This is a genomic window from Thiomonas sp. 13-64-67, from assembly GCF_002282795.1.
Lineage (GTDB): Bacteria > Pseudomonadota > Gammaproteobacteria > Burkholderiales > Burkholderiaceae_C > Thiomonas > Thiomonas arsenitoxydans.
This window is the reverse complement of sequence record NZ_NCKP01000014.1, coordinates 1-20724: the sequence shown is the minus strand read 5'-3', so window position 1 is coordinate 20724 and position 20724 is coordinate 1. Positions and strand designations below refer to the sequence as shown.

Below are 20724 nucleotides of genomic sequence, written 5' to 3'. Positions count from 1 at the left end.
GTCACCCGTCTTCCCCATCATGCTCGACCAGTTGGTCGGCGGGGATCTGGAAGACTTCACGTAGATAGGCCAGATACGCCGGGTCGTCGCACATATTCTTGCCCGGCGCGTCGCTGACCTTGGCAACGGGCTGGCCGTTGCAGCGGGTCATTTTGAGCACCATCTGCGGCGCTTCAAAGCCGAGGTCGTGCATGAGGTTGGTGCCGATGCCGAAGGCCAGGCCGACGCGCTGGTGAAACTGCCGGTAAAGCGCGATGACCTTGGGAATGGTGAGCATGTCGCTGAACACCAGGGTCTTGGTGCGGGGATCGACGCGGTGCTTGGCATAGTGCGCAATCATCTGTTCGCCCCATGAGAAGGGATCGCCCGAGTCGTGCCGGGCGCCGTCGAACAGTTTGCAGAAATACAGATCGAAGTCGCGCAGGAAGGCTTGCAGACCATACACGTCGGCCAGGGCGATGCCCAGGTCGCCGCGGTATTCCTTGGCCCACATCTCGAAGGCGAACACCTGGGTGTCGCGCAGGCGCGGGCCCAGCGCCTGGCAGGCCTGCAGGTATTCGTGCGCCATAGTGCCCAGCGGGGTGAGGCCCATGTCTTTGGCGAGCAGCACATTGCTGGTGCCCGCAAGCTGGGGGCCGAGGCCGCTATGCAGCCGCCCAAGCACCTGGGCCTGCCAGCGCCGCGAGTAGCGGCGGCGGGTGCCGTAGTCGGCGATGCGGCAGTCTTGCAGCTCCGGGGTATGGAGCAGGGCAATCTTGTCGGCAAGACGCGCCAGGCCCGCGTGCTGGTCGGCATCGGCATGGGCGTGGCGGGCGTATACCTCGCTGACGATGGCTAGCACCGGCACTTCGAACAGAATGGTGTGCAGCCAGGGGCCTTGAATGGCGATGTCGATCTCGCCGCGTTCGCGTGCAGCCGGGTCGACAGCGGGTGTGGCGCGGATGCGCTGGCGGTTGAGGCGGAACAGCGCAAGGAAATCGACAAAATCGCTCTTGATGAAACGCAGGCTGCGCAGGTAGTCGAGTTCGTCGGGTTTGAATTGCAGGGTGCAGAGGGCGTCGAGTTCGGCGTTGATCTCGCCCAGCCGCGACACCAGATCGACCCCGGGCGTGCGGCATTTGAAGCGGTACTCCACCTGGGCGCCGGGAAAGTGATGCAGCACCACCTGCATCATGGTGAACTTGTAGAGGTCAGTGTCGAGCAGCGATTCGATGATCATGGGTTGGACGAGTTGCGGCGCTCGCGTGACAGCGCCTTGGCCCAAAGCAGGCGCAGCACGGCGCGTTCGCGCTGGTCTTGCGCAGCATCGGTGCGCACGCGGCGCGCCCGGTCGAGCAGTTGGAGTCCGAGGCGCGCCTGGGCTTCGAGCGCGCCGTCGCGCACGGTGAGATCGAGCGGGCGTCCGGCGCCGGGCAGTTTGTCGAGCATGCCCTCCTGCACGGCTTGGGCAATGCGGGTTTCGCCGATGAAGGCCAGCGCATTCATGCGTCGTGGAACCGGGTGAATTCGGCCACCGGTGCGCGCTCGGTGACCAGGGTGTTTTCGATGGCCGCAGGATCGGCCCAGCCCAGCGACATGCCGCAGACGACTTGCTGCGTTGCGGCGTCGAGCTTCAATTCGTCTTCGATGAGGCGGTGAAACTGGGTGAACGCGGCCTGCGGGCAGGTGTCGAGACCGCGACCGCGCGCCGCCACCATGATGTTCTGCAAAAACATGCCGTAGTCGAGCCAGCTGCCCTGTTCCATCACCCGGTCGATGGTGAAAATCAGCCCGACCGGCGCGTCGAAAAACCGGTAGTTGCGACCATGCTGTGCGTGCATGGCGGGCTTGTCGCCCTTGGCGATGCCCAGCAGGCCGTACAAGTCCCAGCCGACCTTGCGGCGGCGGTCGATATAGGGCGAACGCCATTCACGCGGATAGTAGGCGTATTCCTCGGTGTGCTGCGCGGCCTGTGACGGGTCGTCATACGCCGCCAGGATGCGAGCGGACAGCCGCGCCAGCGCCGCGCCCGTGAGCACATGCACTTGCCAGGGCTGGGTGTTGGTGCCCGACGGCGCGCGCGCGGCCACTTGCAGGATGGCCTCGAGCGTGGTGCGCGGCACCGGCGTGGGCAGAAAGCGGCGGATGGAACGGCGCGAAGTAATCGCGCCATCCACTGCGGACTGCGTCTCTGGCGCGGGGGGCGTTTGTTCTGCCGAGGCGATGGGAAGGCGATGGGTCATGGCTAAAGCGAATGCGGTCATTCAGCCTCAGTCTATCCCCCCGAATCGAAGCCCTGCGCGACACCGGGTTTGGGGGTGGGCAAGCTGCACGGGTCGCCCCATCATTCGCAAAGTCCAAACGTGAAAAAACGTAACACCTTTGCGGATTCCTCACATGAAACGCATCGCCCTGTTCGCCGACGGCACCTGGAGCAAGCCCGACCAGAACGACGGTAACGCGCCCACGCCGACCAATGTGGTCAAGCTCTCGGTCGCCGTCGCGCCGCAAGACAGTCATGGCATCGATCAGGTGGTGTTCTACCAAAAAGGTCTAGGCGAACAGGGCGGCCTATGGGACAAGATCACCGGGGGCGCGTTTGGCCTGGGGATCTCGGCCAATATCCGCGAGCTTTACCTGTTTCTGGTGCAGAACTATCACCCGGGCGACCAGATCTTTCTGTTCGGTTACAGCCGCGGCGCGTACACGGTGCGCAGCGTGGGCGGGCTGATTCGCAATTGCGGCATCCTGCGTCCGCAGCATGTCGGCCGCGTGGGCGAGGCCTACGCGCTCTATCGCGACCGTTCGCCCGACAGCCACCCCAACGCGCCGCAATCCGTCGCCTTTCGCGAGGCCTACGCCTGGCCGGACGCGCCCATCGAACTCATCGGCGTCTGGGACACGGTGGGCGCCCTGGGCATACCCGTCACCCCGCTGCGCTTCTGGACTAAACCTCTGTACGAGTTTCACGACGTGGCGCTGAGCAGCCATGTGCGCTACGGCTATCAGGCACTGGCGCTGGACGAGCGCCGCAAGCCTTTCGTGCCGACGCTTTGGCAGAAGCAAAGCCACGCCACCGATCAGGTGGTGGAGCAGGCCTGGTTTCCGGGCGTGCATGGCGATGTGGGCGGAGGGCAAACGCTCACCGGCCTTTCTGACGGTGCGCTGCTATGGATGGCCGACCGGGCGCAACGCTGCGGTCTGGCGCTCGACCCGGCCCTGCTTCCCCCGCATGGCGACCCCGCCGCGCAAATGGGCGAGACCTTGACGCTGTTCTACCGCCTGCTGGGTCAGCGCGAACGCCAGCCGGGACAGGCCAACCCCGCCGGTCACGAGGGCGTGCATACCTCCACCCTCAGCCGACACTCCACCCTGCCCGACTACCGCCCCCCCGCGCTGGAGCGTTTTCTCGCCATGCGGCCGGTGACTTACTTGCCCTGAGCGGCGGCGGCAGAAGCGACAGACGCAGCAGCGGGCGCTTGCGGTGCCGTTGTTGGCGATGTGGTCGGCGCAGCGGTCGGCACTCCGGATGGTGCGCTTGCAGTGGCCTGACCTGAAGCCAGGCCGAGCGTGAGCACCACGTCCTTTTCCTGGTCTTTCTCGTCGCCGTTGCCCGCCATCTTGTCCGCCGTCTTTTCTGCGGCCTTGATCGCAGTCCCCGTCTGCACCCGCGTCGCAGGCAAGGCCTTGGGGCCGGTGGTCAGCGCCGTGACCACGGCCTTGGCCCGCGCCTGCGCCAGCGCGTCGAGAGCCGATTGGGGAATCACTACCGCCTTGGCCAACTGCGCCAGCATGGCGTGCAGCAAAGCCTGCTCCGGCTGATCGGTTTTGGGCAGCGATTTTTTCAGCGCATCGAGCGCGCTAGTCGGGTGCTGGTCGAGGTAGAGCGCGGTGATGGCATTGCGGGTGCGGGCATTGCCCAGATCGAGCGGGCCCGGGCTGACATCGGGCGGCACGGTCACGCCCAGCTTGAGCAGCACCTGACGACGCACAGCGGCCTGCTGCAGCGCGGCGGTGTCGCGCGCGACATCGAGCGTGGGCGGCACCTGCAATTCCAGCCGCGGCCGCTTGCGCAGCGCCTCGGCGATATGCAGCAGCTTTTCACGCTCGGGCGGCGCCAGCACTGCGCTGCCGGGGGCGAAAGCCACGTTCTGCGACGTTTGCTCGCCCCCGCCGCCGAACAGTGCGCCCAGCGCGCGGAACGGCGCGGTGACGATCTTGGTCAGCACGTTGACGATGGCCTGCCAGATGATGCCGCCGTAGCTGAACTTGGGGTTGTTCAGGTCGCCATGCACCGGCAGGTCGATGTCGATCACGCCGTCGCTGTTTTCCAGCACGGCGATGGCCAGATCGAGCGGCAGGTTCATCGCGCCGGGGCTGTCGACATGCGGGCCCAGCTTGAGGTGGGTGATGGTGAACTGGTTGTTGCCCTGCATCTGCGCCTTGACGATCTTGTACTGCAGCTTGGCATCGAGCCGCCCCGATTCGATGGTGCGCCCGGCAAACTTGCCCGAGTACGGCGAAACCGAGGCCATGTTCAGGTTGCGGAAATCCAGCGTCACGTCGGTGTTCTGGGTGGCGCGGAAGGGCTGCAACTGCCCCCGCACCTTGGCCGAGCCGTAGTCGTTGACCTGACCGTCGAGTTCGATCTGGGCGCTGCTATCGGGCGCGTCTGACAGACCGTTGATCACCCCGGAGAGCTTTTGCATGCGCACCCGGAAGTCGGGTTTGATGGACTGATCGGTGAAGTCCACGTCGGCATTTTCGATGGCGGTGCGGTCGATGCGCAGCGCCAGCGGCAAGGGCTTTTCCGCACTGTGGCCCACAGCGGCAGGCGGCGGGCTCTGGGCGGCTTTGCGCGTGAGCAGGATGGCCTGCACATTGAGCGTACGGTCGGGGTTGATGACGATGCGACCATAGGGCTCCACCGCCTGCAGCGCGTTGATGCTGACCGACAGCGGCGCGCTATCGACGCTCAGCCCGGTGGCCGCCAGCTTGCGCCAGCCCAGAAACGGCGTGCGCCCTTCGGGCTCGACCAGCGCGAGGTTGTCGATCTGCGCACGGCCGTCATAGCTCACCTTCGGCACGCTGCCCTGGCCCTTGCCCAGCTTCACCGTGCCGTCGGCCGAGGCGGTTCCGCTGGTAAGCAGCAGCCGCACATAAGGCGCCAGCAGACTGCCGTAGGGGGTGAGCGCAAGCTGCTGAAGTTGCACCTGCAGCGAACCGGCCAGCGGTTGCGGGACGACCTGGCCGCGGGCGCTGAACTGCCCGCCCTGCTTGAGCGCGAAGCGCACTTGCAGCGCAACGGGTTTGCGCAAATCCAGACTGAGGTTGCGGGCGCTGGCCTGACCCTGCACCACATCCAGACGGAGGGGCGCGGAAGTCTGGCGATCTTCGACCTGAGCCGAGAAGTCGCGCAGAGCAAGGCTTTTGAGTTGCAGATCGGGCAGCTTGGCAGCCGGGTTTTGTGCGGCAGGCTTGGCGGGTCGTGGCGCTGCGGAGGCGGGGGTCGCGGACAGGGGCACAAAGGCCTGCGCCCAGTTCAGGCCGTTCTGCGCCAGAGTCACCTCGGTATTGAAGCCGTCCACTTGCAGGGCCCCGGCGCGAATATGGGCCACGCCGGACGCGGGCAGACTGATTTCGCTGGAGCCGAGTTGCAGGCTTTTCCACCGCGCCAGCGCTTGACGGGCGCTGTCGAGCTGCATCGCGCCGAGTTGCAGTTGCAGGTCTTTGGCCTGAACCTGCGCCGGGCTGCCCGCAGGCAGCACCACCTTGGCCGCGGAGTTCATCTTGAGGTCGCTGAGCTGCAGTTGCAGCGGCGCCTTGAAGCTCTGGTCGGTGTAATCCAGCGCCTGCACCCGGGTGGCGACGCGCTGCACTTCCAAGGTCCAGGCGGGTGCGGGCTGAGCGGCTTGAACGGCTGATGCAGGCGCTGAAGTGGGCACTGAGGCGGGAACTGAAGCGGGCGGGCTCGGCGGCTTCGACGCTTTGGAAGCGCTCATGGCCTGCAGCAGATCGATCTGCCCGTTCGCCAGACGCTTGAGCTGAACTCGGGCCGCGTCGAGCTGAACGGCGCCGAGTTGCAGGCGGCGCTGCGCCAGATCGGCCTGCACCGCATCGACCTGCAGCATGGGCAGCGAAAGCCAAGGCGCCGCCTGTGCAACTTCTGCGCGCAACTGGCTGTTCTGCAGGGTGATTTGCGGCAGTTGCAGGGTGCGCTGGGCCAGATCGACCGTGCCCGGCTGCGTCTGCAGGCTGCCCGCCTGCAGTGCGGCCTGGCCGATCTGCCCGCTGATGTCTTGCACGCGCAGCGGCCCGAAACCTGCGTGTTGCCGAGCCCAGTCGAGTTGCCCACCTTGTAGTTGCGCAGTGTGGAACTGCAGCTGATCGCTGCCTGAGGCGGCGCTCAATCCGTCCAGCGACAAAGACTGCATCGACACGGTGCGTTTGGCGCCATCGATTTTTGCCCCATCCAGTTTCAGGCTTTGCCACTGCACGGCGGCGGCGCCCACCCGCGCGGCCAAGGTCTGAATTTGCGCGCCGAGGTCATTGATCGCCCACAGCCAGCCTTGCTGCCCCTGCACCGCGCTGTAGGCCGCATGAATCGACGCCGTGCCCGAGGTGATCTGCAAGCTGCTCGATAGATTCGGCACGGCCCGCGCCGCGGCTGCCAGGTCGAGCCCGGTGAGTTCCGCCTGCCCGCCGGACACCAGCGGATTGACGCCCACATAGCCCTTCCAGCGCAGCGTGGCCTTCTGCTCGGGCAGCACCAGACTGATGGCGTATTGCCCGCGCGCCTTGGGCAGAGTGGACAGATCGTTGACCTGCACGTTCAAAGGCGTCAACTGCGTGGCATAGGGATGGGGGCGGTTGGCATCGGCGTAGCGCAGCGTGCCGCCTGCGATCTGCAACTGCTCGATCACCACGCGCGGGAGGGTGTCGGAAGGTTTGGCCGGTTTGGGGCCGCGCTGCAGGGCGCGCACCAGAGCGTCCCAGTTCATCGCGCCGCCTTGCGCAATGGCCACGTTCACCTGCGGCTGATCGACGCGGATTTGATGAAACGTCCACGCCCAGCGAAACAGGCTGACCGGGGCGAAATCAACGAACAGCTTGCCAAACCCCGCCAGCGGCACCCCTTGCGGCGTGCTCAGTTGCAGCTGGTCCACCGTGAGATTCAGGTGCAGGGGGTCGAACGCCACCTTGCCCACCGTGGCCCGGCTGTCGAGCCGCGACTGCGCCAGCTTGGGGATGTAATGCTCGGCCAGCGGCCCGACCGCAAGGTAGCCAAAAGCCACGTAAAACACGAACAGGCCCGCCACAATGAGCACCGGCAGGCTGAGCAGCACGCGGCGCAGTCGCCTCCAGACGGACGAAGCAGTGGCAGACATCAAAACCTCGCGAAAGATTGGATGCACTGCATTATGGCTCCACCCCGCGGCGCGGCGCCGCTTCGGCCGATACCATCCCTGCTTGTTGCGCAACTCAATCCACCCGAACCCATGACCGACTCGACCCCCGCTTATGTTCAGTACGTAGGCGCCGCCCTGTTTGCCATTGCGGTGATCCATACCTTTTCCACCAAATTCTTCGAGGGCCTGGCGCACCGCCAGCCCGCGCACGCCGGGCTGTGGCATCTGCTCGGCGAGGTCGAGGTGGTGTTTGGGTTTTGGGCCATGGTGCTCATGGTGTTTTTGTTCGCCACGCTGGGGCAGCATGAAGCGGTGGGCTACATCGACTCGCGCGATTTCACCGAGCCGCTGTTCGTCTTCGCCATCATGGTCATCGCAGGCACCCGGCCCATTCTTCAGGCTGCGGGCGACGTCGTCAACGGGCTGGAGCGCGCCCTTCCCCTGCCGGGCGCGATCATGTTTTACCTGCTTCTGCTGGTGCTCGTGCCGCTGCTGGGTTCGTTCATCACCGAACCCGCAGCCATGACCTTGGCCGCCCTTTTGCTGCGCGACCGCATTTTTCGCGCCGAAGTGTCGCTGCGGCTCAAATACCTCACCCTGGGGGTGCTGTTCGTCAACGTATCCATCGGCGGCACGCTCACCCATTTCGCCGCGCCGCCGGTGCTCATGGTGGCCTCGACCTGGCAGTGGGATCTGGGTTTCATGTTCACCCATTTCGGCTGGAAAGCCGCCATCGCGGTGGCCATCAACGCCGTGGGCGCCACCCTGATGTTCCGCCGCGAACTGGCCGGGCTGGCGCGACCGGCCGCGGTGGATACGCCCGACCCCACACAACAACGCGCGCCGCTGAGCGTCATCGGCATCCACCTGTTGTTTCTGGTGGCCGTCGTGGTGTTCGCTCACCACCCGGCGGTGTTCATTCCCCTGCTGCTGTTTTTCGTCGGTTTTGCCACCGCCTACGCGCGCTATCAAGACGCCCTGATGCTCAAGGAAGGCATGCTGGTGGGCTTCTTTCTGGGCGGGCTGGTGGTGCTGGGCGGCCTGCAGCAATGGTGGCTGCAACCGCTGCTCACCCGCATGGATGCCACGGCGGTATTTTTCGGCGCCACGGCGCTGACGGCCATCACCGACAACGCGGCGCTGACCTACCTCGGCTCGCTGGTGCAGGGACTGAGCCCCGAATTCAAATACGCGCTGGTGGCGGGGGCGGTCAGCGGCGGCGGCCTCACGGTCATCGCCAACGCCCCCAATCCGGCTGGCATCGCCCTGCTGCGCAGCTGTTTTGACGAAGGAGCGGTGCAGCCGCTGGGCCTGTTGGCCGCCGCCCTGCTGCCCACCGCAGTGGCGATGGGCTGCTTCTGGCTGCTGTGATCCATTTTTCCAAACGCTTTCCTAACCTATGAATACTCCCACCCTCCCTGACTCCGCAACTCACACCGTCGCTTTTCTCGGCCTGGGCGTCATGGGCGACCCGATGGCCGGGCATCTGGCCCGCGTCGGGCACCGCGTGACTGTTTACAACCGCACCGCGAGCAAGGCCCACGACTGGGTGCGCCGCAACGGCGGTCATTCAGCGGCGACACCGCGCGAAGCCGCGGCGGGGGCCGACTTCGTGTTCTCCTGCGTCGGCAACGATGACGACCTGCGCGCCGTGACCCTCGGCCCAGACGGCGCTTTCGCCGGCATGCAGCCCGGCGCGGTGTTCATCGACCACACCACGACCTCGGCCGATGTCGCCCGCGAGCTGGGCCTTGCGGCGCGCGAACGCGGCCTATTTTTTCTCGACGCCCCCGTCTCGGGCGGGCAGGCCGGTGCGCAGAACGGCACACTCACCGTGATGTGCGGCGGCGAGGCCCCAGCGTTCGAGCGGGCGCAGCCGGTGATTGCCGCGTTCGCCCGCGCCGTCACCCGTCTGGGCGACAACGGCGCCGGGCAGCTTTGCAAGATGGTCAACCAGATCGCCATCGCCGGCGTGGTGCAAAGCCTGGCCGAGGCCATCGCCTTTGGCGAGCACGCCGGGCTGGATCTGTCCACGGTGCTGCAGGTGATCGGCAAAGGCGCGGCGCAGAGCTGGCAGATGGACAACCGCGGCTCGACCATGATCGAAGGCCGCTACGACTTCGGCTTTGCCGTCGATCTGATGCGCAAGGACTTCGGTCTGTGTCTGCAGGAGGCCCGCCACAACGGCGCGCGGCTGCCGGTCCTTGCCTTGGTCGATCAGTTCTATGCCGATGTGCAGGCGGCAGGCGGCGGGCGGCTCGACACCTCGTCGCTGCTCAAGCGGCTGCGTGATAAAAGCAACTGAAACTGCGGCGCCACAAAAGACAAAGACGACAAAGGCCACCCGAGAGTGGCCTTTGTTTTTACTGACGACGATTATTTGGCCGTGTAGCGCGCGGCGCTGGCGGTGATTTCGGCCCGCGCGGCATCAATCCCGGCCCAGCCTTCGGTCTTCACCCACTTGCCCGCTTCGAGGTCTTTGTAGTGGTTGAAAAAATGCTCGATCTGCTTGAGCAGTTCGGGCGGCAGGTCTTCGGGCTTCTGGATGTGGCGGTACTGCGGCAGCAGTTTTTCCACCGGCACGGCGATGAGCTTGGCGTCCACCCCGGCTTCGTCGGTCATTTTCAGCATGCCGATGGGGCGGCAACGCACCACGCAGCCATGCACCAGCGGAATGGTGGTGACCACGAGCACGTCCACCGGGTCGCCGTCTTCCGACAGGGTCTGCGGAATGTAGCCATAGTTGCACGGGTAGTGCATCGCGGTGGACATGAAGCGATCGACGAACAGCGTCCCGCTGGCCTTGTCCACCTCGTACTTCACCGGCGGCGCGTGCGCGGGAATCTCGATCACTACGTTGAAGTCGTCAGGCAGGCTTTTGCCCGCAGGCACGTCGCGCAAACTCATAATCAGTCCTTGGGTTAAGAGAGAGGTAGAAAAAATTTAGGCAGGATTATTGCCGCGTGGCTCGGGCGGCGGTGCGTTTTCCTTTTGCGGGTTGCGCATGTCCTGCAACTGCTGCTCGCTGATGATGTTGAACATGGTCACGACCTTCGACACGCCCGTGGTGTCGCGTGCGATCTGCACGGCGCGGTCGGCCTCGCGCTGCGTGACGATGCCCATGAGATAGACCACGCTATTGGACGTGGTCACCTTGAACGCATTGCCGAAAATATCGCGGGCGTCGATCAGGCGGGCACGCACCTTGGTGGTGATGAGGGTGTCGGTGGCGCTGCGGTTGAGGTCGGCCACAGGCCCGATGTCGATTTCGTTGAGCACGGCCTTGACATTGGGCACGCCCTTGACGACCCCTTCGGCCTTCTGTTTATCGGCCTCGCTCGGCACCTGGCCGACCAGCAGCACCTGCTGGTTGTAGCTCACGGCGCGCACATTGACACCGGCGCCCAGGGCGGAAGAAATGCGGTTGTCCGCCTTGAGCTCGATGGTGTTGTCTTCGAGGATGGAGCCCGCCGTGCGTCGGTCGGTTGCCACATAGGCGGTGGTGCCCACCGCGCCCAAACCCAGCACGAAGCAGCCCTGCAACTGCGTGGCCGCGAGCACGACGGCCAGCAGACTGGCCGCGCGCCACAAACCGCGCGAACGACGCACGCCGCTCGCAGCGGAAGTCGATTTAGAACAAATATCCACGTTCATCTGTGTCATGCCAAAGACTCCGGTTCGCCCATCAGCACCCAGTCTAAGCCATCGCAAAGGCAATGCAATGTCAACAGATGCACCTCCTGGATGCGGGCGGTACGGTCGTTGGGCACGGCGATATGCACATCCGCTTCGCGCAGCAGGCCGGCCACCCGGCCGCCAGTGCGCCCGGTCAGCGCCAGCACGCTCATCTCTCTGGCCTGCGCGGCCCGCACGGCTTCGACGATGCTCGACGAATTGCCGCTGGTGCTGAACGCCACCAGCACGTCGCCGGGCAGACCCAGCGCCCGCACCTGCTTGGCGAACACATGGTCGAAACCGTAATCGTTCGCCACGGCGGTGAGGGTGGAGGTGTCGGTGGTGAGGGCGATGGCGGCCAGCTCGGGGCGCTCGCGCTCGAAGCGGCCGACCAGTTCAGCGGCCAGATGCTGACTGTCGGCGGCCGATCCGCCGTTGCCGCAGATCAGAATCTTGTGCCCATTCGACACCGCCGTCGCCAGCACATCGACGGCGCGCGCGATCGGCCCGGTCAGCGCCTCGGCCGCCTGGTACTTCAGATCGGCGCTGTCGAAAAAATGCTGCTGGATACGCTGCTCTAGCATGATGTGACTGAGAGACAAAAGGGCGATGTTAGTCGGGGTCGAGTGCCTGTGCGGCCCGCGTGTTGTCCTGCCTGCGTCATCATTCTTCCGCCGAAAACGCGCCGGGCAGCCACTCCAGCTTGCCCGCTTCCAGCGCAACCACATCGAAACGGCATGTCGGCTCCTCGACCAGACGCGCCAGATAGTGACGCGCGGCCAGCACAATACGGCGGCGTTTGCGCGCATCGACACTGCCCGCCGCCCCGCCATACGCCGCCGCGTTGCTGCGGGCGCGTACCTCGACAAAGACCAGCGTGCCGTCGGCCGCGCGCATGATCAGGTCGATCTCGCCGCCCCGCACCCGATAATTGCGCTCGACCAGCCGCAAGCCGCGGGCCTGCAGCTCGGCGCAGGCCTGCGCTTCTGCCGACTGCCCCAGACGGCGCGCCGCGCGCTGCTTCCACATTTGCAACATGCCCGCCATGTCCACTCCCCTCCAAACCGCACTGGAATTCTGCGCCCAGCAGGATTTTCCGCCCGCGCTCTACATGGTGGCCGCGCCCATCGGCAACCTGGCCGACATCAGCCTGCGCGCCCTGGCCGTACTGCACCATGCCGACCGCATCGCGGCCGAAGACACCCGAATGGCGCAGCGTCTGCTCGAAGCCTACGGTCTGCGCAAACCCACGCTGCGCTGCGACCGGCACCGCGAGGCGCAGGCCGCGCAGCACATCGTCGCCGCGGTGGCCGCGGGCGAGCGCGTGGCTTTTGTCAGCGACGCGGGCACGCCGGGCATCAGCGATCCGGGCAGCCGCATCGCCGCCGCCGCTCATGCCGCAGGGCTGCGGGTAATGCCCCTGCCGGGTGCCAGCGCGGTGACGACGGCGCTCAGCGCCAGCGGCCTCGATCTGCACTCGGGTTATTGCTTCGCGGGATTCGCGCCCGAAAAGGTCGTGGCACTGCGCGCCTTTCTGCAGGCCGCGCTACAGGCTACGCGGGTGACGGTGTTTTTCGAAGCCCCGCACCGGCTGCGCGACTGCCTGCTCACCTTGCTGGAGCTGGACGCGCAAGCGCAACTCGTCCTCGCCAAGGAGTTGAGCAAACAGTTCGAAACCCTGCTGCCCTGCACGCCGCAAGCCGCGCTCGACTGGCTCGATGCCGCTCCCCGGCGGGCGCAGGGCGAATTCGTGCTGCTGCTGCAGCCGCGCGCGGCCGTGGCGGAACTCGACACCCGAGCCATCGCCCTGCTGCAGCGGCTGGCGCAGGAGTTGCCCGCCTCACGCGCGGCGGCGGTGGCGGCCGACCTCACCGGGCTGAAGCGCGATGCGCTCTACCGCTGGTTGCTCGATCAAAAACAGGGCTAATAAACGGGCTGATCGGGCGCCCCGCCTCACACCGGCGCCGGGGCTTCACCCGTCCAGATTTCCACCCGGTTGCGTCCGGCTTGTTTGGCGCGGTAGAGCGCCTGGTCGGCGCGGTCGAGCAATTCGTCGGCGTCCATCAGGGTGGACGTGGGAAGGAACTCGGCAATGCCGATGCTGGTGGTCAGCGTCAAGCCATCAGGCGCGCTCGTGGGCAGGCAGCTGGCTTCCTGGATGGACAGCCGCAGGCGCTGCGCCACATCGAACGCGACCTGCCGCGTGGTCTGCGGCAGCAGAATGGCGAACTCATCGCCCCCCAGCCGTCCACACAGATCGGGCCCGCGCAACTGCTGCATGCAGGTCTGCGCAAAACAGCGAATGACAGCGTCGCCCACCTGATGGCCGAAGCGGTCGTTGATCTGTTTGAAACGGTCGATGTCCAGCGCCAGCACCACGAACGGGCTGCCCTCACGCTGCGCGCGGCGCAGCTCCAGTGCGGCGCGGGCCAGAAAGTAGCGGCGGTTCGGAATGCCGGTGAGCGTGTCGGTGTAGGCCAGATTGCGCAATTCGCTTTCGCGCGCCTTGGCCTCGGTGATGTCCTTGAAGGCGAAGATCAGCGCGTCGTCGTCGCGGTAACGCCCCCGGGTGACCGACAGCAGCAGCCAGACCTCGGTGCCGTCGAACCGACGGAATTGGGCCTCCACGCCGCGCACGATGCCGCCTTCGCGCTGCAGCCGAGCCAGCAGTTGATCGCGATCGACCGAATCGCCCCAAAGAGGCCGCATCGACTGCCCGGCGTGCTCCGCATACGAGCCGCGGAACAGGCTGTCGGCGGCCTTGTTGGAAAACAGCAGCGCCGCGTCGCTGGTGCGGGTGATGACCAGCGGCACCGGCGACTCTTCCGCGAGGAAGCGAAAGCGCTGCTCGTCTTCGCTGAGTTGCTGCTGCAACTGCTTGATGGCGGTGATGTCCTGCATGCTGGTGACCACGCCCACGATCTGGCGGCTGACCGCGTCGCGCACCAGCGCCTTGTTCAAAATCCACACCGTGGGCTCATGATCGGGATGCAGATAAGGCGCTTCGCGCGTGACCTGCAGGCTGCCGGAAAGCAACTCGCTGTCCATGTCTTCCCAGATGCGGCCCAGCGTCGTGCCGAGGATCTGCGTCCCGGTGCGGCCGTGAATTTCCGGGCCGCTGAGCCCGACGAGCAGGTTGAAGGCGACGTTCACCCGGGTGAACCGCCCCTGCGGATCGCTGAACGCCACCGGGTTGGGCAGGGCGTTGAGCAGCGATTCCTGAAACCGCAACTGCGCCTGTGTGGTGGCCTGGCTGATCTGCAGCGCGGCGGTGCGGCGGTTGACCTTTTTTTCCAGCGTGGCATTGATGTCGCGCACCTGTTTGAGTGCCACGGTCCGCTCGTTGGCCAGCAATCCGGCGAGCAGCATGGCGCTGGCGAACGCCAGCAGAATGATCTGCATGGACATGAAGCGGTCGCTGCCCAGCATGCTGTACATCGGGCCTTGCTGCAGCACGGTCGCCGTCACGATCAGCAGGCTGATGACCGCGCTCAAGGCAGCTGAAACCGCCAGCGGCAGACGCATCGCCGACCACAGCAGCGGCAACATGACCAGGCTCGCCAGCCCGATGGGCAGCGCGCTCTGGCCGACTGGCATGAGATAGACCAGCAGGGTGCCGATCACCGCGAGCGCCGGCAGCCACACCATTTCCCCGTTGAACGCCGCCCGCAAGGTCTGCAGCGACGCCCGGCGCAGCAGTTCGGCGGCGGGGGTGAGCACCACGATGCTGGCCATATCGGTCACCCACCATTGCACGCCCAGATCAGGCGAAACGGGCGTCCGGCCAAAACCGAAGGTGGCCGCGGCAGCGGCCCCCACGGCCGCAGAGACCCCCGCGCCGATTACGCCCATGGCGCCGATGAACCAGAGACCGTCGGCCGTCGTCTCGAAACCCTGCCAACGCGCGCGTCGCCGCAACAGCCACAGACCGAGCAGCGGCCCGAGGACGTCGCCCGCCGCGATCAAGGCACTGGCCTGCAGTCCCCAGCCCAACAGCATGTAGTCGCTCACCCAGGACGCGAGCGCGATGGCCGGCACCATCGACGGCCCGCGCGCAATCAGGCCGAAGGCCGCCACGGCCGCCGAAGGCCACAGAATGAGCTCGCTCGACCGCACCCCGAGCACCAGCCAGGCCACCAGGATGTAACACGCAGCGAGGCCCACTGACCAGAGCAGCCAGCGAATCACGGAGCGGGTGGACACGGAGCACATGAGGGCGTTGCAGTAGGGTCAGTGAGTCAAAGTTTCAGGGCAGAAAACGACATTTCATGAAGAGAAAAACATCCCAAAAAATCGGTTGATAATTGTCAGCAAAGAACCAAACTTGTTGACAATCCAGACAAACTGGAGAAATCAACGAAAGATAAGCATTATTCCTGCACCAGATTCGCTGACTGCTCTGGCTTGACTGGATTCTCTGGAAGTTGCGTCGCCCTGTCCGTGAAATCCGTCACGTTGTCGGCCCGTAGCCTGTCACGCAGCGCTAGGAATTGTTGAAAATTGCGCACTGCTTCACGAACTCAGCACCGTAAGCGCGGCGTTTCTCTGGCTGTTTCTCTTACTGAACCCTCTCCCATGCCCCCACTGCCCGACCCCGAACCGTCCTTCTCGTCGCCTGCGATGCAGCGTCGCTTACTGCTGAGGGCCGCGGCAGGTACGCTTTTGTTCAGCCCGTGGCTGAAAGCCGCCCAGGCGCGAGCCGCAGTCAATCTGGCCGCGACGCCCATCGGCCGCATGGATCTGCCGTGGTGGCGCAAGCGCTTTGAAGCGTCGCTGCAACAGGTGCGCCGCAGCCAGCCAGAACTCGTCTGGCTGGGCGACTCCATCACCCAGAACTGGGAGCGCAGCAGCCCGCAGCCCTGGGCCGACTACCAGCCCATCTGGCAACGCGAATACGGACGCTACCAGCCGCTCAATCTCGGCTTCATCGGCGATACCACCGCCAGTGTGTTGTGGCGGCTCGATCACGGGCAGGTGCAGGGGCTGTCTCCGAAGGTCTGCACTCTGCTGATCGGCGCCAACAATCTGGGACGGCCGCACTGGGGCGCACACCTGACCGTGCCGGGCATCGAGGCGGTGGTGGACAAGGTGCACCAGTTGCTGCCGCACACCGCGGTGCTGCTGCTCGGCGTGCTGCCCAGCAAGCGCTCGGCCTGGATCAGCGCCGAAACCCTCAAGATCAACGCCGCGCTGGCCCAGCGTTATGCCCACAGCCCCTTTGTGACCTTCCTGAATGTCGGCCATGTGCTGCTCGACGCCCAAGGCCAGCCCGATCCCTCGCTCTATCTCGAAGGGCACGTGGCGCATCAAACTGTGCTGCTCCACCCGGATGCGCAAGGCATGGAACGCATCGCCCAGGCGATCGCGCCCACGCTTGACAGACTCATGAGAATCTCGCCGGACCGTCCCAAGAGTCCATAGTGCCCAGAACAGAGAGCCGAGCGAAGCGAAGGGTTTCGGGGTGGGCTGATGGCTCGCTGAACCGGCCTTCCTGCCCGCAGGCAAAGCGGCTTTTGCTGTGCCATACTGCGCCACGCACACTGCCTGCCCATTCCCAAAAAAATTCTGCAGGAGACAACATGAAAGCTTCCCTTCGTTTGCCCGCGGCGCTCGGTCTGTGCGCCTTGCTGTCCGCACCCGCCTTCGCGGCCGAGCCGCTCACCGTCACGGTCCACCGACTTACCCTTGAGACCGCCGAGCGCATCGCGCAGGGCGCCATCAAGACCTGTCGCGCCAAGGGCTTGCAGGTCAGCGTGACCGTGGTCGATCGCAACGGCATCGTGCAGGCCACGCTGCGCGACACCCTGGCCCCGCCGGTCTCGCTGGCCATCAGTCGGCAAAAGGCCTACACCGCCGCCATGTTCGGCATCAAAGGCACCGCCATGGGGCCGCAAGCCGCGTCGCCCCTGGCGCTGCTGGGCGACGGCCTGGCCTTCACCGCGGGTTCCGTGCCGATCGAAGCCGGGGGCCGGATGTACGGCGCCGTGGGCGTGAGCGGCGCGCCGGACGGCAAGGTCGACGAGGAATGCGCCCAGGCCGGACTCGACGCAGTCTTGCCCGATCTGGAAATGCAGTAAGGGCCTGCGCGTCCCCTCGCGTTTCCCGTTGTTCTTCCCTGGTTTTCCCTACTCGCGCCCCTGCCTACAATCCTCACTCAGTTCTGCGCGACCTCGCGCCGCGCAGAACTGACCGACACAACGGCCTGCCTTTTTTTTGGGCAGCCCGATCAACCCGCATGAAATCAGGGCTTTCCGCCCATCCGGTGTGACATTTTCCCCAGCCGCTGGGGATAACTGGGCACCGGTGGCACCCCTGTGGATAATTTTCTGACCCTCCATGGCCAGTCGCCGACCTCCCGCCTATTCCGAATCGTCCATCCGCGTGCTCAAGGGCCTGGAGCCCGTGCGCCAGCGGCCGGGCATGTACACCCGCACCGACAACCCGCTGCACATCGTGCAGGAAGTCATCGACAACAGCGCTGACGAAGCCCTGGGCGGGTACTGCCAGCACATCGCCGTCACCCTGCACGCCGACGGCAGCATCAGCGTGGAAGACGACGGTCGCGGCATCCCCTTCGGTCTGCACCCGGAAGAGAACGCGCCGGTGGTCGAGCTGGTGTTCACCCGGCTGCATGCAGGGGGCAAGTTCGACAAGCTGCAGGGCGGCGCGTACAGCTTTTCGGGCGGGCTGCACGGCGTGGGCGTTTCGGTCACGAATGCACTGGCGGCACGGCTTGAAGTGACGGTCTGGCGCGACGGCCAGGTGGCGCATCTGGTGTTTGCAGGTGGCGACGTTATCGAACCCCTGGCGGTGCGCAAGGCCGCACGCGATGAGCGCAGAAGCGGCACCCGTGTGCGCGTCTGGCCCGATGCCAAATACTTCGACAGCCCGCATCTTCCGCTGGCCGAACTCACCCATCTGCTGCGCAGCAAGGCGGTGCTGCTGCCCGGGGTGAAGGTCGATCTGATTCAGGAAAAAACCGACGACACCACGCACTGGGAATATGCCCGCGGACTGCGCGACTATCTGCTCAGCAGCCTGCCCGCCGAGCCCTTCATCGACCTGTTCGAAGGCGAGCACTACGCCAGCGCTTCAGAGCAGGAGAGTTTCGCCGAAGGCGAGGGCGCGGCCTGGTGCGTGGCCTTCACCGAAGAGGGCGCGGTGCTGCGCGAGTCTTACGTCAACCTCATTCCCACCCCGGCTGGCGGCACGCACGAAGCCGGCTTGCGCGAGGGGCTGTTCCAGGCGGTGAAGGGCTTCATCGAACTGCACAACCTGCAGCCCAAGGGCGTGAAGCTGTTGCCAGAAGACCTGTTCGCGCGGGCGTCCTTTGTGCTTTCCGCGCGGGTGCTCGATCCGCAGTTCCAGGGTCAGATCAAGGAAAAGCTCAATAGCCGCGATGCGCTGCGCCTGGTCGGCCAGGCCGTGCGGCCCACGCTCGAACTCTGGTTGCACGAGCGGGTCGATCAGGGCAAAAAGCTCGCTGAACTGGTCATCCGCCAGGCGCAGAGCCGCCTGCGCGCGGCGCAGAAAGTAGAGAAGAAAAAAGGCTCGGGCGTGGCCGTGCTGCCAGGCAAACTGACCGACTGCGAAAGCCGCGATACCGAACGCACCGAACTGTTTCTGGTGGAGGGCGATTCCGCTGGAGGCTCGGCCAAAATGGGCCGCGACAAGGAGTTCCAGGCCGTGCTGCCGTTGCGCGGCAAAGTGCTCAATTCCTGGGAGGTCGAACGCGACCGGCTGTTCGCCAACACCGAGATCCACGACATCGCCGTGGCCATCGGCGTCGATCCGCACGGCAAGGACGACGTGCCAGACCTAAGCAACCTGCGTTACGGCAAGATCTGCATTCTGAGCGACGCCGACGTGGACGGCTCGCACATCCAGGTGCTGCTGCTCACCCTGTTCTTCCGCCACTTTCCCAAGCTCATCGAGCGCGGTCATGTCTGCGTGGCCCGCCCCCCGCTCTACCGCCTCGACGCGCCCGCGCGCGGCAAGAAACCGGCGCAGAAGATCTACGTGCTCGACGACGCCGAACTGCAGGCCGCACAAGACAAACTGCGCAAGGACGGCCTGAAGGACGGCGCCTGGCAGATTTCGCGCTTCAAGGGCCTGGGCGAAATGAGCGCCGAGCAACTCTGGGACACCACCCTCAACCCCGACACACGCCGTCTGTACCGCGTGCGGCCCGACGACGCAGAAGCTCTGTTCCATCAGCTCATGGGCAAAGGTGAAGCCCAGGCGCGCCGCGGGCTGATGGAGGAATACGGCGACCAGATCGAAGTGGACATCTGATATGAGCGAACAAGCCACCCTCGAATTCGACAACCGGCCTGAAGACGACACCGACTCGCTGGCGCTGGGCGACTATGCACGCCGCGCCTATCTCGACTACGCCATTTCCGTGGTCAAGGGCCGCGCCCTGCCCGATGTGTGCGACGGTCTGAAGCCGGTGCAGCGGCGCATTCTCTACGCCATGTGGCGCATGGGGTTGGCGTTCGATGCCAAGCCGGTCAAGTCGGCGCGGGTGGTGGGCGACGTGCTCGGCCGCTTCCACCCGCATGGCGACCAGGCCGCCTACGACGCCCTGGTGCGGCTGTCGCAGGACTTCGCGCAGCGCTATCCGCTGATTGACGGTCAGGGCAACTTCGGCTCGCGCGACGGCGACGGCGCCGCCGCCATGCGCTACACCGAGGCGCGCCTGGCGCCCATCGCCCGGCTGCTGCTGGGCGAAATCGACGCGGGCACCGCCGACTTCATTCCCAATTACGACGGCTCGACCACCGAGCCCCGGCTGCTGCCCGCGCGACTGCCTTTCGTGCTGCTCAACGGCGCCAGCGGCATCGCCGTGGGCATGGCCACCGAGATTCCGGCGCACAACCTGCGCGAGGTGGCCAGCGCCTGCGTCGCCCTGCTCAAGAATCCCCGCCTCGAACTTGCCGACGCCCTGGCGCTGATGCCCGGGCCCGACTTCGCCACCGGAGGCCAGCTCATCTCCAGCCCGCAGGACATCGCCGCCGCCTATGCCGTCGGCCGCGGCAGCCTGAAGGTGCGCGCCCGCTGGACGGTGGAAGCACTCGCGCGCGGCCAATGGCAACTGGTGATCAACGAACTACCGCACGGCACCAGCACGCAGATGGTGCTCGAAGAAATCGAGGAACTCAGCAACCCCAAAATCCGCCCTGGCAAGAAGGCGCTCGCGCCCGAGCAGATCGCACTGAAAGCCACCCTGCTGAATCTGCTCGACACGGTGCGCGACGAGTCGGGCCGCGAAGCCGCGGTGCGGCTGGTGTTCGAGCCGCGCAGCTCGCGCATCGATCAGGCCGAGTTCGTCAACACCCTGCTCGCCCGCACCAGCCTAGAGACCAGCGTGCCGATCAACCTGGTGATGATCGGCGCCGACGGCAAGCCTCGGCAGAAGGGGCTGATGGACATTCTGCGCGAGTGGATCGCCTACCGCCGCGACACGGTGCAGCGTCGTTCAAAGCATCGCCTGGAACAGGTGGACGCGCGCATCCACATCCTCGAAGGTCGGCAGCAGGTGCTGCTCAACCTCGACGAGGTGATCGAGACCATCCGCAACAGCGACGATCCCAGGCCGGCGCTGATGGCGCGCTTCGATCTCACCGAGTTGCAGGCCGACGACATTCTCGACATGCGG

The 20724-nt window shown here is 65.7% G+C and carries 17 protein-coding genes; 8 read left to right on the top strand and 9 right to left on the bottom strand.

All coding sequences use genetic code 11. From position 1 onward, the window contains the following. Position 1: 1 nt before the first annotated feature. Genes pncB through B7X30_RS05455 form a run of 3 tightly spaced genes read right to left on the bottom strand, consistent with a single transcriptional unit; the run spans position 2 to position 2222 of the window. On the bottom strand, positions 2-1219 hold the full coding sequence (gene pncB, locus B7X30_RS05465; protein ID WP_286729636.1) for a nicotinate phosphoribosyltransferase: 1218 nt from the start codon (positions 1217-1219) through the stop codon (positions 2-4). Continuing rightward, positions 1216-1485, bottom strand: coding sequence for a DnaJ family domain-containing protein (locus tag B7X30_RS05460; RefSeq protein ID WP_286729633.1), 270 nt, complete (start codon positions 1483-1485; stop codon positions 1216-1218). The genes pncB and B7X30_RS05460 overlap by 4 nt, the downstream gene beginning before the upstream one ends. Further along, on the bottom strand, positions 1482-2222 hold the full coding sequence (locus B7X30_RS05455; RefSeq protein WP_276708188.1) for a nitroreductase: 741 nt from the start codon (positions 2220-2222) through the stop codon (positions 1482-1484). Before B7X30_RS05455 ends, B7X30_RS05460 begins: the two co-directional genes overlap by 4 nt. A 154-nt stretch (positions 2223-2376) precedes the next feature. On the opposite strand from B7X30_RS05455, the gene B7X30_RS05450 reads away from it, so the two are divergent. Then, the gene (locus B7X30_RS05450) at positions 2377-3420 is read left to right on the top strand and encodes a T6SS phospholipase effector Tle1-like catalytic domain-containing protein (protein WP_276708191.1); all 1044 of its coding nucleotides are present in this window, start codon (positions 2377-2379) and stop codon (positions 3418-3420) included. Here the strand turns inward: B7X30_RS05450 and B7X30_RS05445 are convergent. Beyond that, positions 3408-7367, bottom strand: coding sequence for a DUF748 domain-containing protein (locus B7X30_RS05445; protein WP_286729629.1), 3960 nt, complete (start codon positions 7365-7367; stop codon positions 3408-3410). The two genes, B7X30_RS05450 and B7X30_RS05445, sit on opposite strands and share 13 nt — an antisense overlap. Before the next feature lie 111 nt (positions 7368-7478). On the opposite strand from B7X30_RS05445, the gene B7X30_RS05440 reads away from it, so the two are divergent. Both B7X30_RS05440 and B7X30_RS05435 read left to right on the top strand, forming a co-directional pair. Continuing rightward, a complete protein-coding gene (locus tag B7X30_RS05440; RefSeq protein ID WP_276708196.1) occupies positions 7479-8759 on the top strand; it encodes a putative Na+/H+ antiporter in 1281 nt (426 codons plus the stop codon). Between the two features lie 28 nt (positions 8760-8787). Next, positions 8788-9693 carry an NAD(P)-dependent oxidoreductase gene (locus B7X30_RS05435; protein ID WP_276708198.1) on the top strand — a complete coding sequence of 302 codons (906 nt, stop codon included), beginning with the start codon at positions 8788-8790 and terminating at the stop codon, positions 9691-9693. 71 nt (positions 9694-9764) lie between these two features. Here B7X30_RS05435 and ppa read toward each other — a convergent pair whose 3' ends face one another. The 4 genes from ppa to B7X30_RS05415 all read right to left on the bottom strand — a co-directional run bounded on the left by ppa (position 9765) and on the right by B7X30_RS05415 (position 12101). Beyond that, positions 9765-10295, bottom strand: coding sequence for an inorganic diphosphatase (ppa, locus tag B7X30_RS05430; RefSeq protein ID WP_013104665.1), 531 nt, complete (start codon positions 10293-10295; stop codon positions 9765-9767). Between the two features lie 36 nt (positions 10296-10331). After that, the gene (locus B7X30_RS05425) at positions 10332-11051 is read right to left on the bottom strand and encodes a BON domain-containing protein (RefSeq protein ID WP_276708200.1); all 720 of its coding nucleotides are present in this window, start codon (positions 11049-11051) and stop codon (positions 10332-10334) included. Continuing rightward, a complete protein-coding gene (locus B7X30_RS05420) occupies positions 11048-11647 on the bottom strand; it encodes a phosphoheptose isomerase (RefSeq protein ID WP_013104663.1) in 600 nt (199 codons plus the stop codon). Before B7X30_RS05420 ends, B7X30_RS05425 begins: the two co-directional genes overlap by 4 nt. Positions 11648-11726: 79 nt before the next feature. Next, positions 11727-12101 (bottom strand): YraN family protein, encoded by a 375-nt coding sequence (locus B7X30_RS05415; protein ID WP_286729766.1) that lies wholly within the window; start codon positions 12099-12101, stop codon positions 11727-11729. Between the two features lie 7 nt (positions 12102-12108). Here B7X30_RS05415 and rsmI point away from each other — a divergent pair, with 7 nt between their 5' ends. Next, a complete protein-coding gene (rsmI, locus tag B7X30_RS05410) occupies positions 12109-12990 on the top strand; it encodes a 16S rRNA (cytidine(1402)-2'-O)-methyltransferase (protein WP_286729620.1) in 882 nt (293 codons plus the stop codon). A 26-nt stretch (positions 12991-13016) separates the two neighbouring features. Here the strand turns inward: rsmI and B7X30_RS05405 are convergent, their stop codons facing one another. Then, positions 13017-15275, bottom strand: coding sequence for a sensor domain-containing diguanylate cyclase (locus B7X30_RS05405; RefSeq protein WP_286729618.1), 2259 nt, complete (start codon positions 15273-15275; stop codon positions 13017-13019). Positions 15276-15638: 363 nt separating this feature from the next. Between B7X30_RS05405 and B7X30_RS05400 the strand changes: the two genes are divergently transcribed. The 4 genes from B7X30_RS05400 to B7X30_RS05385 all read left to right on the top strand — a co-directional run. Then, the gene (locus tag B7X30_RS05400) at positions 15639-16484 is read left to right on the top strand and encodes a GDSL-type esterase/lipase family protein (RefSeq protein ID WP_286729616.1); all 846 of its coding nucleotides are present in this window, start codon (positions 15639-15641) and stop codon (positions 16482-16484) included. 158 nt (positions 16485-16642) lie between these two features. Next, complete coding sequence (locus B7X30_RS05395; RefSeq protein ID WP_013122231.1) at positions 16643-17140, top strand: GlcG/HbpS family heme-binding protein; 498 nt, start codon at positions 16643-16645, stop codon at positions 17138-17140. A 259-nt stretch (positions 17141-17399) separates the two neighbouring features. Beyond that, positions 17400-19358 carry a DNA topoisomerase IV subunit B gene (locus B7X30_RS05390; protein WP_286729613.1) on the top strand — a complete coding sequence of 653 codons (1959 nt, stop codon included), beginning with the start codon at positions 17400-17402 and terminating at the stop codon, positions 19356-19358. 1 nt (position 19359) lies between these two features. Continuing rightward, positions 19360-20724, top strand: a 1365-nt coding sequence (locus tag B7X30_RS05385; RefSeq protein ID WP_286729610.1) for a DNA topoisomerase (ATP-hydrolyzing), incomplete at its 3' end; no start/stop codon positions are given.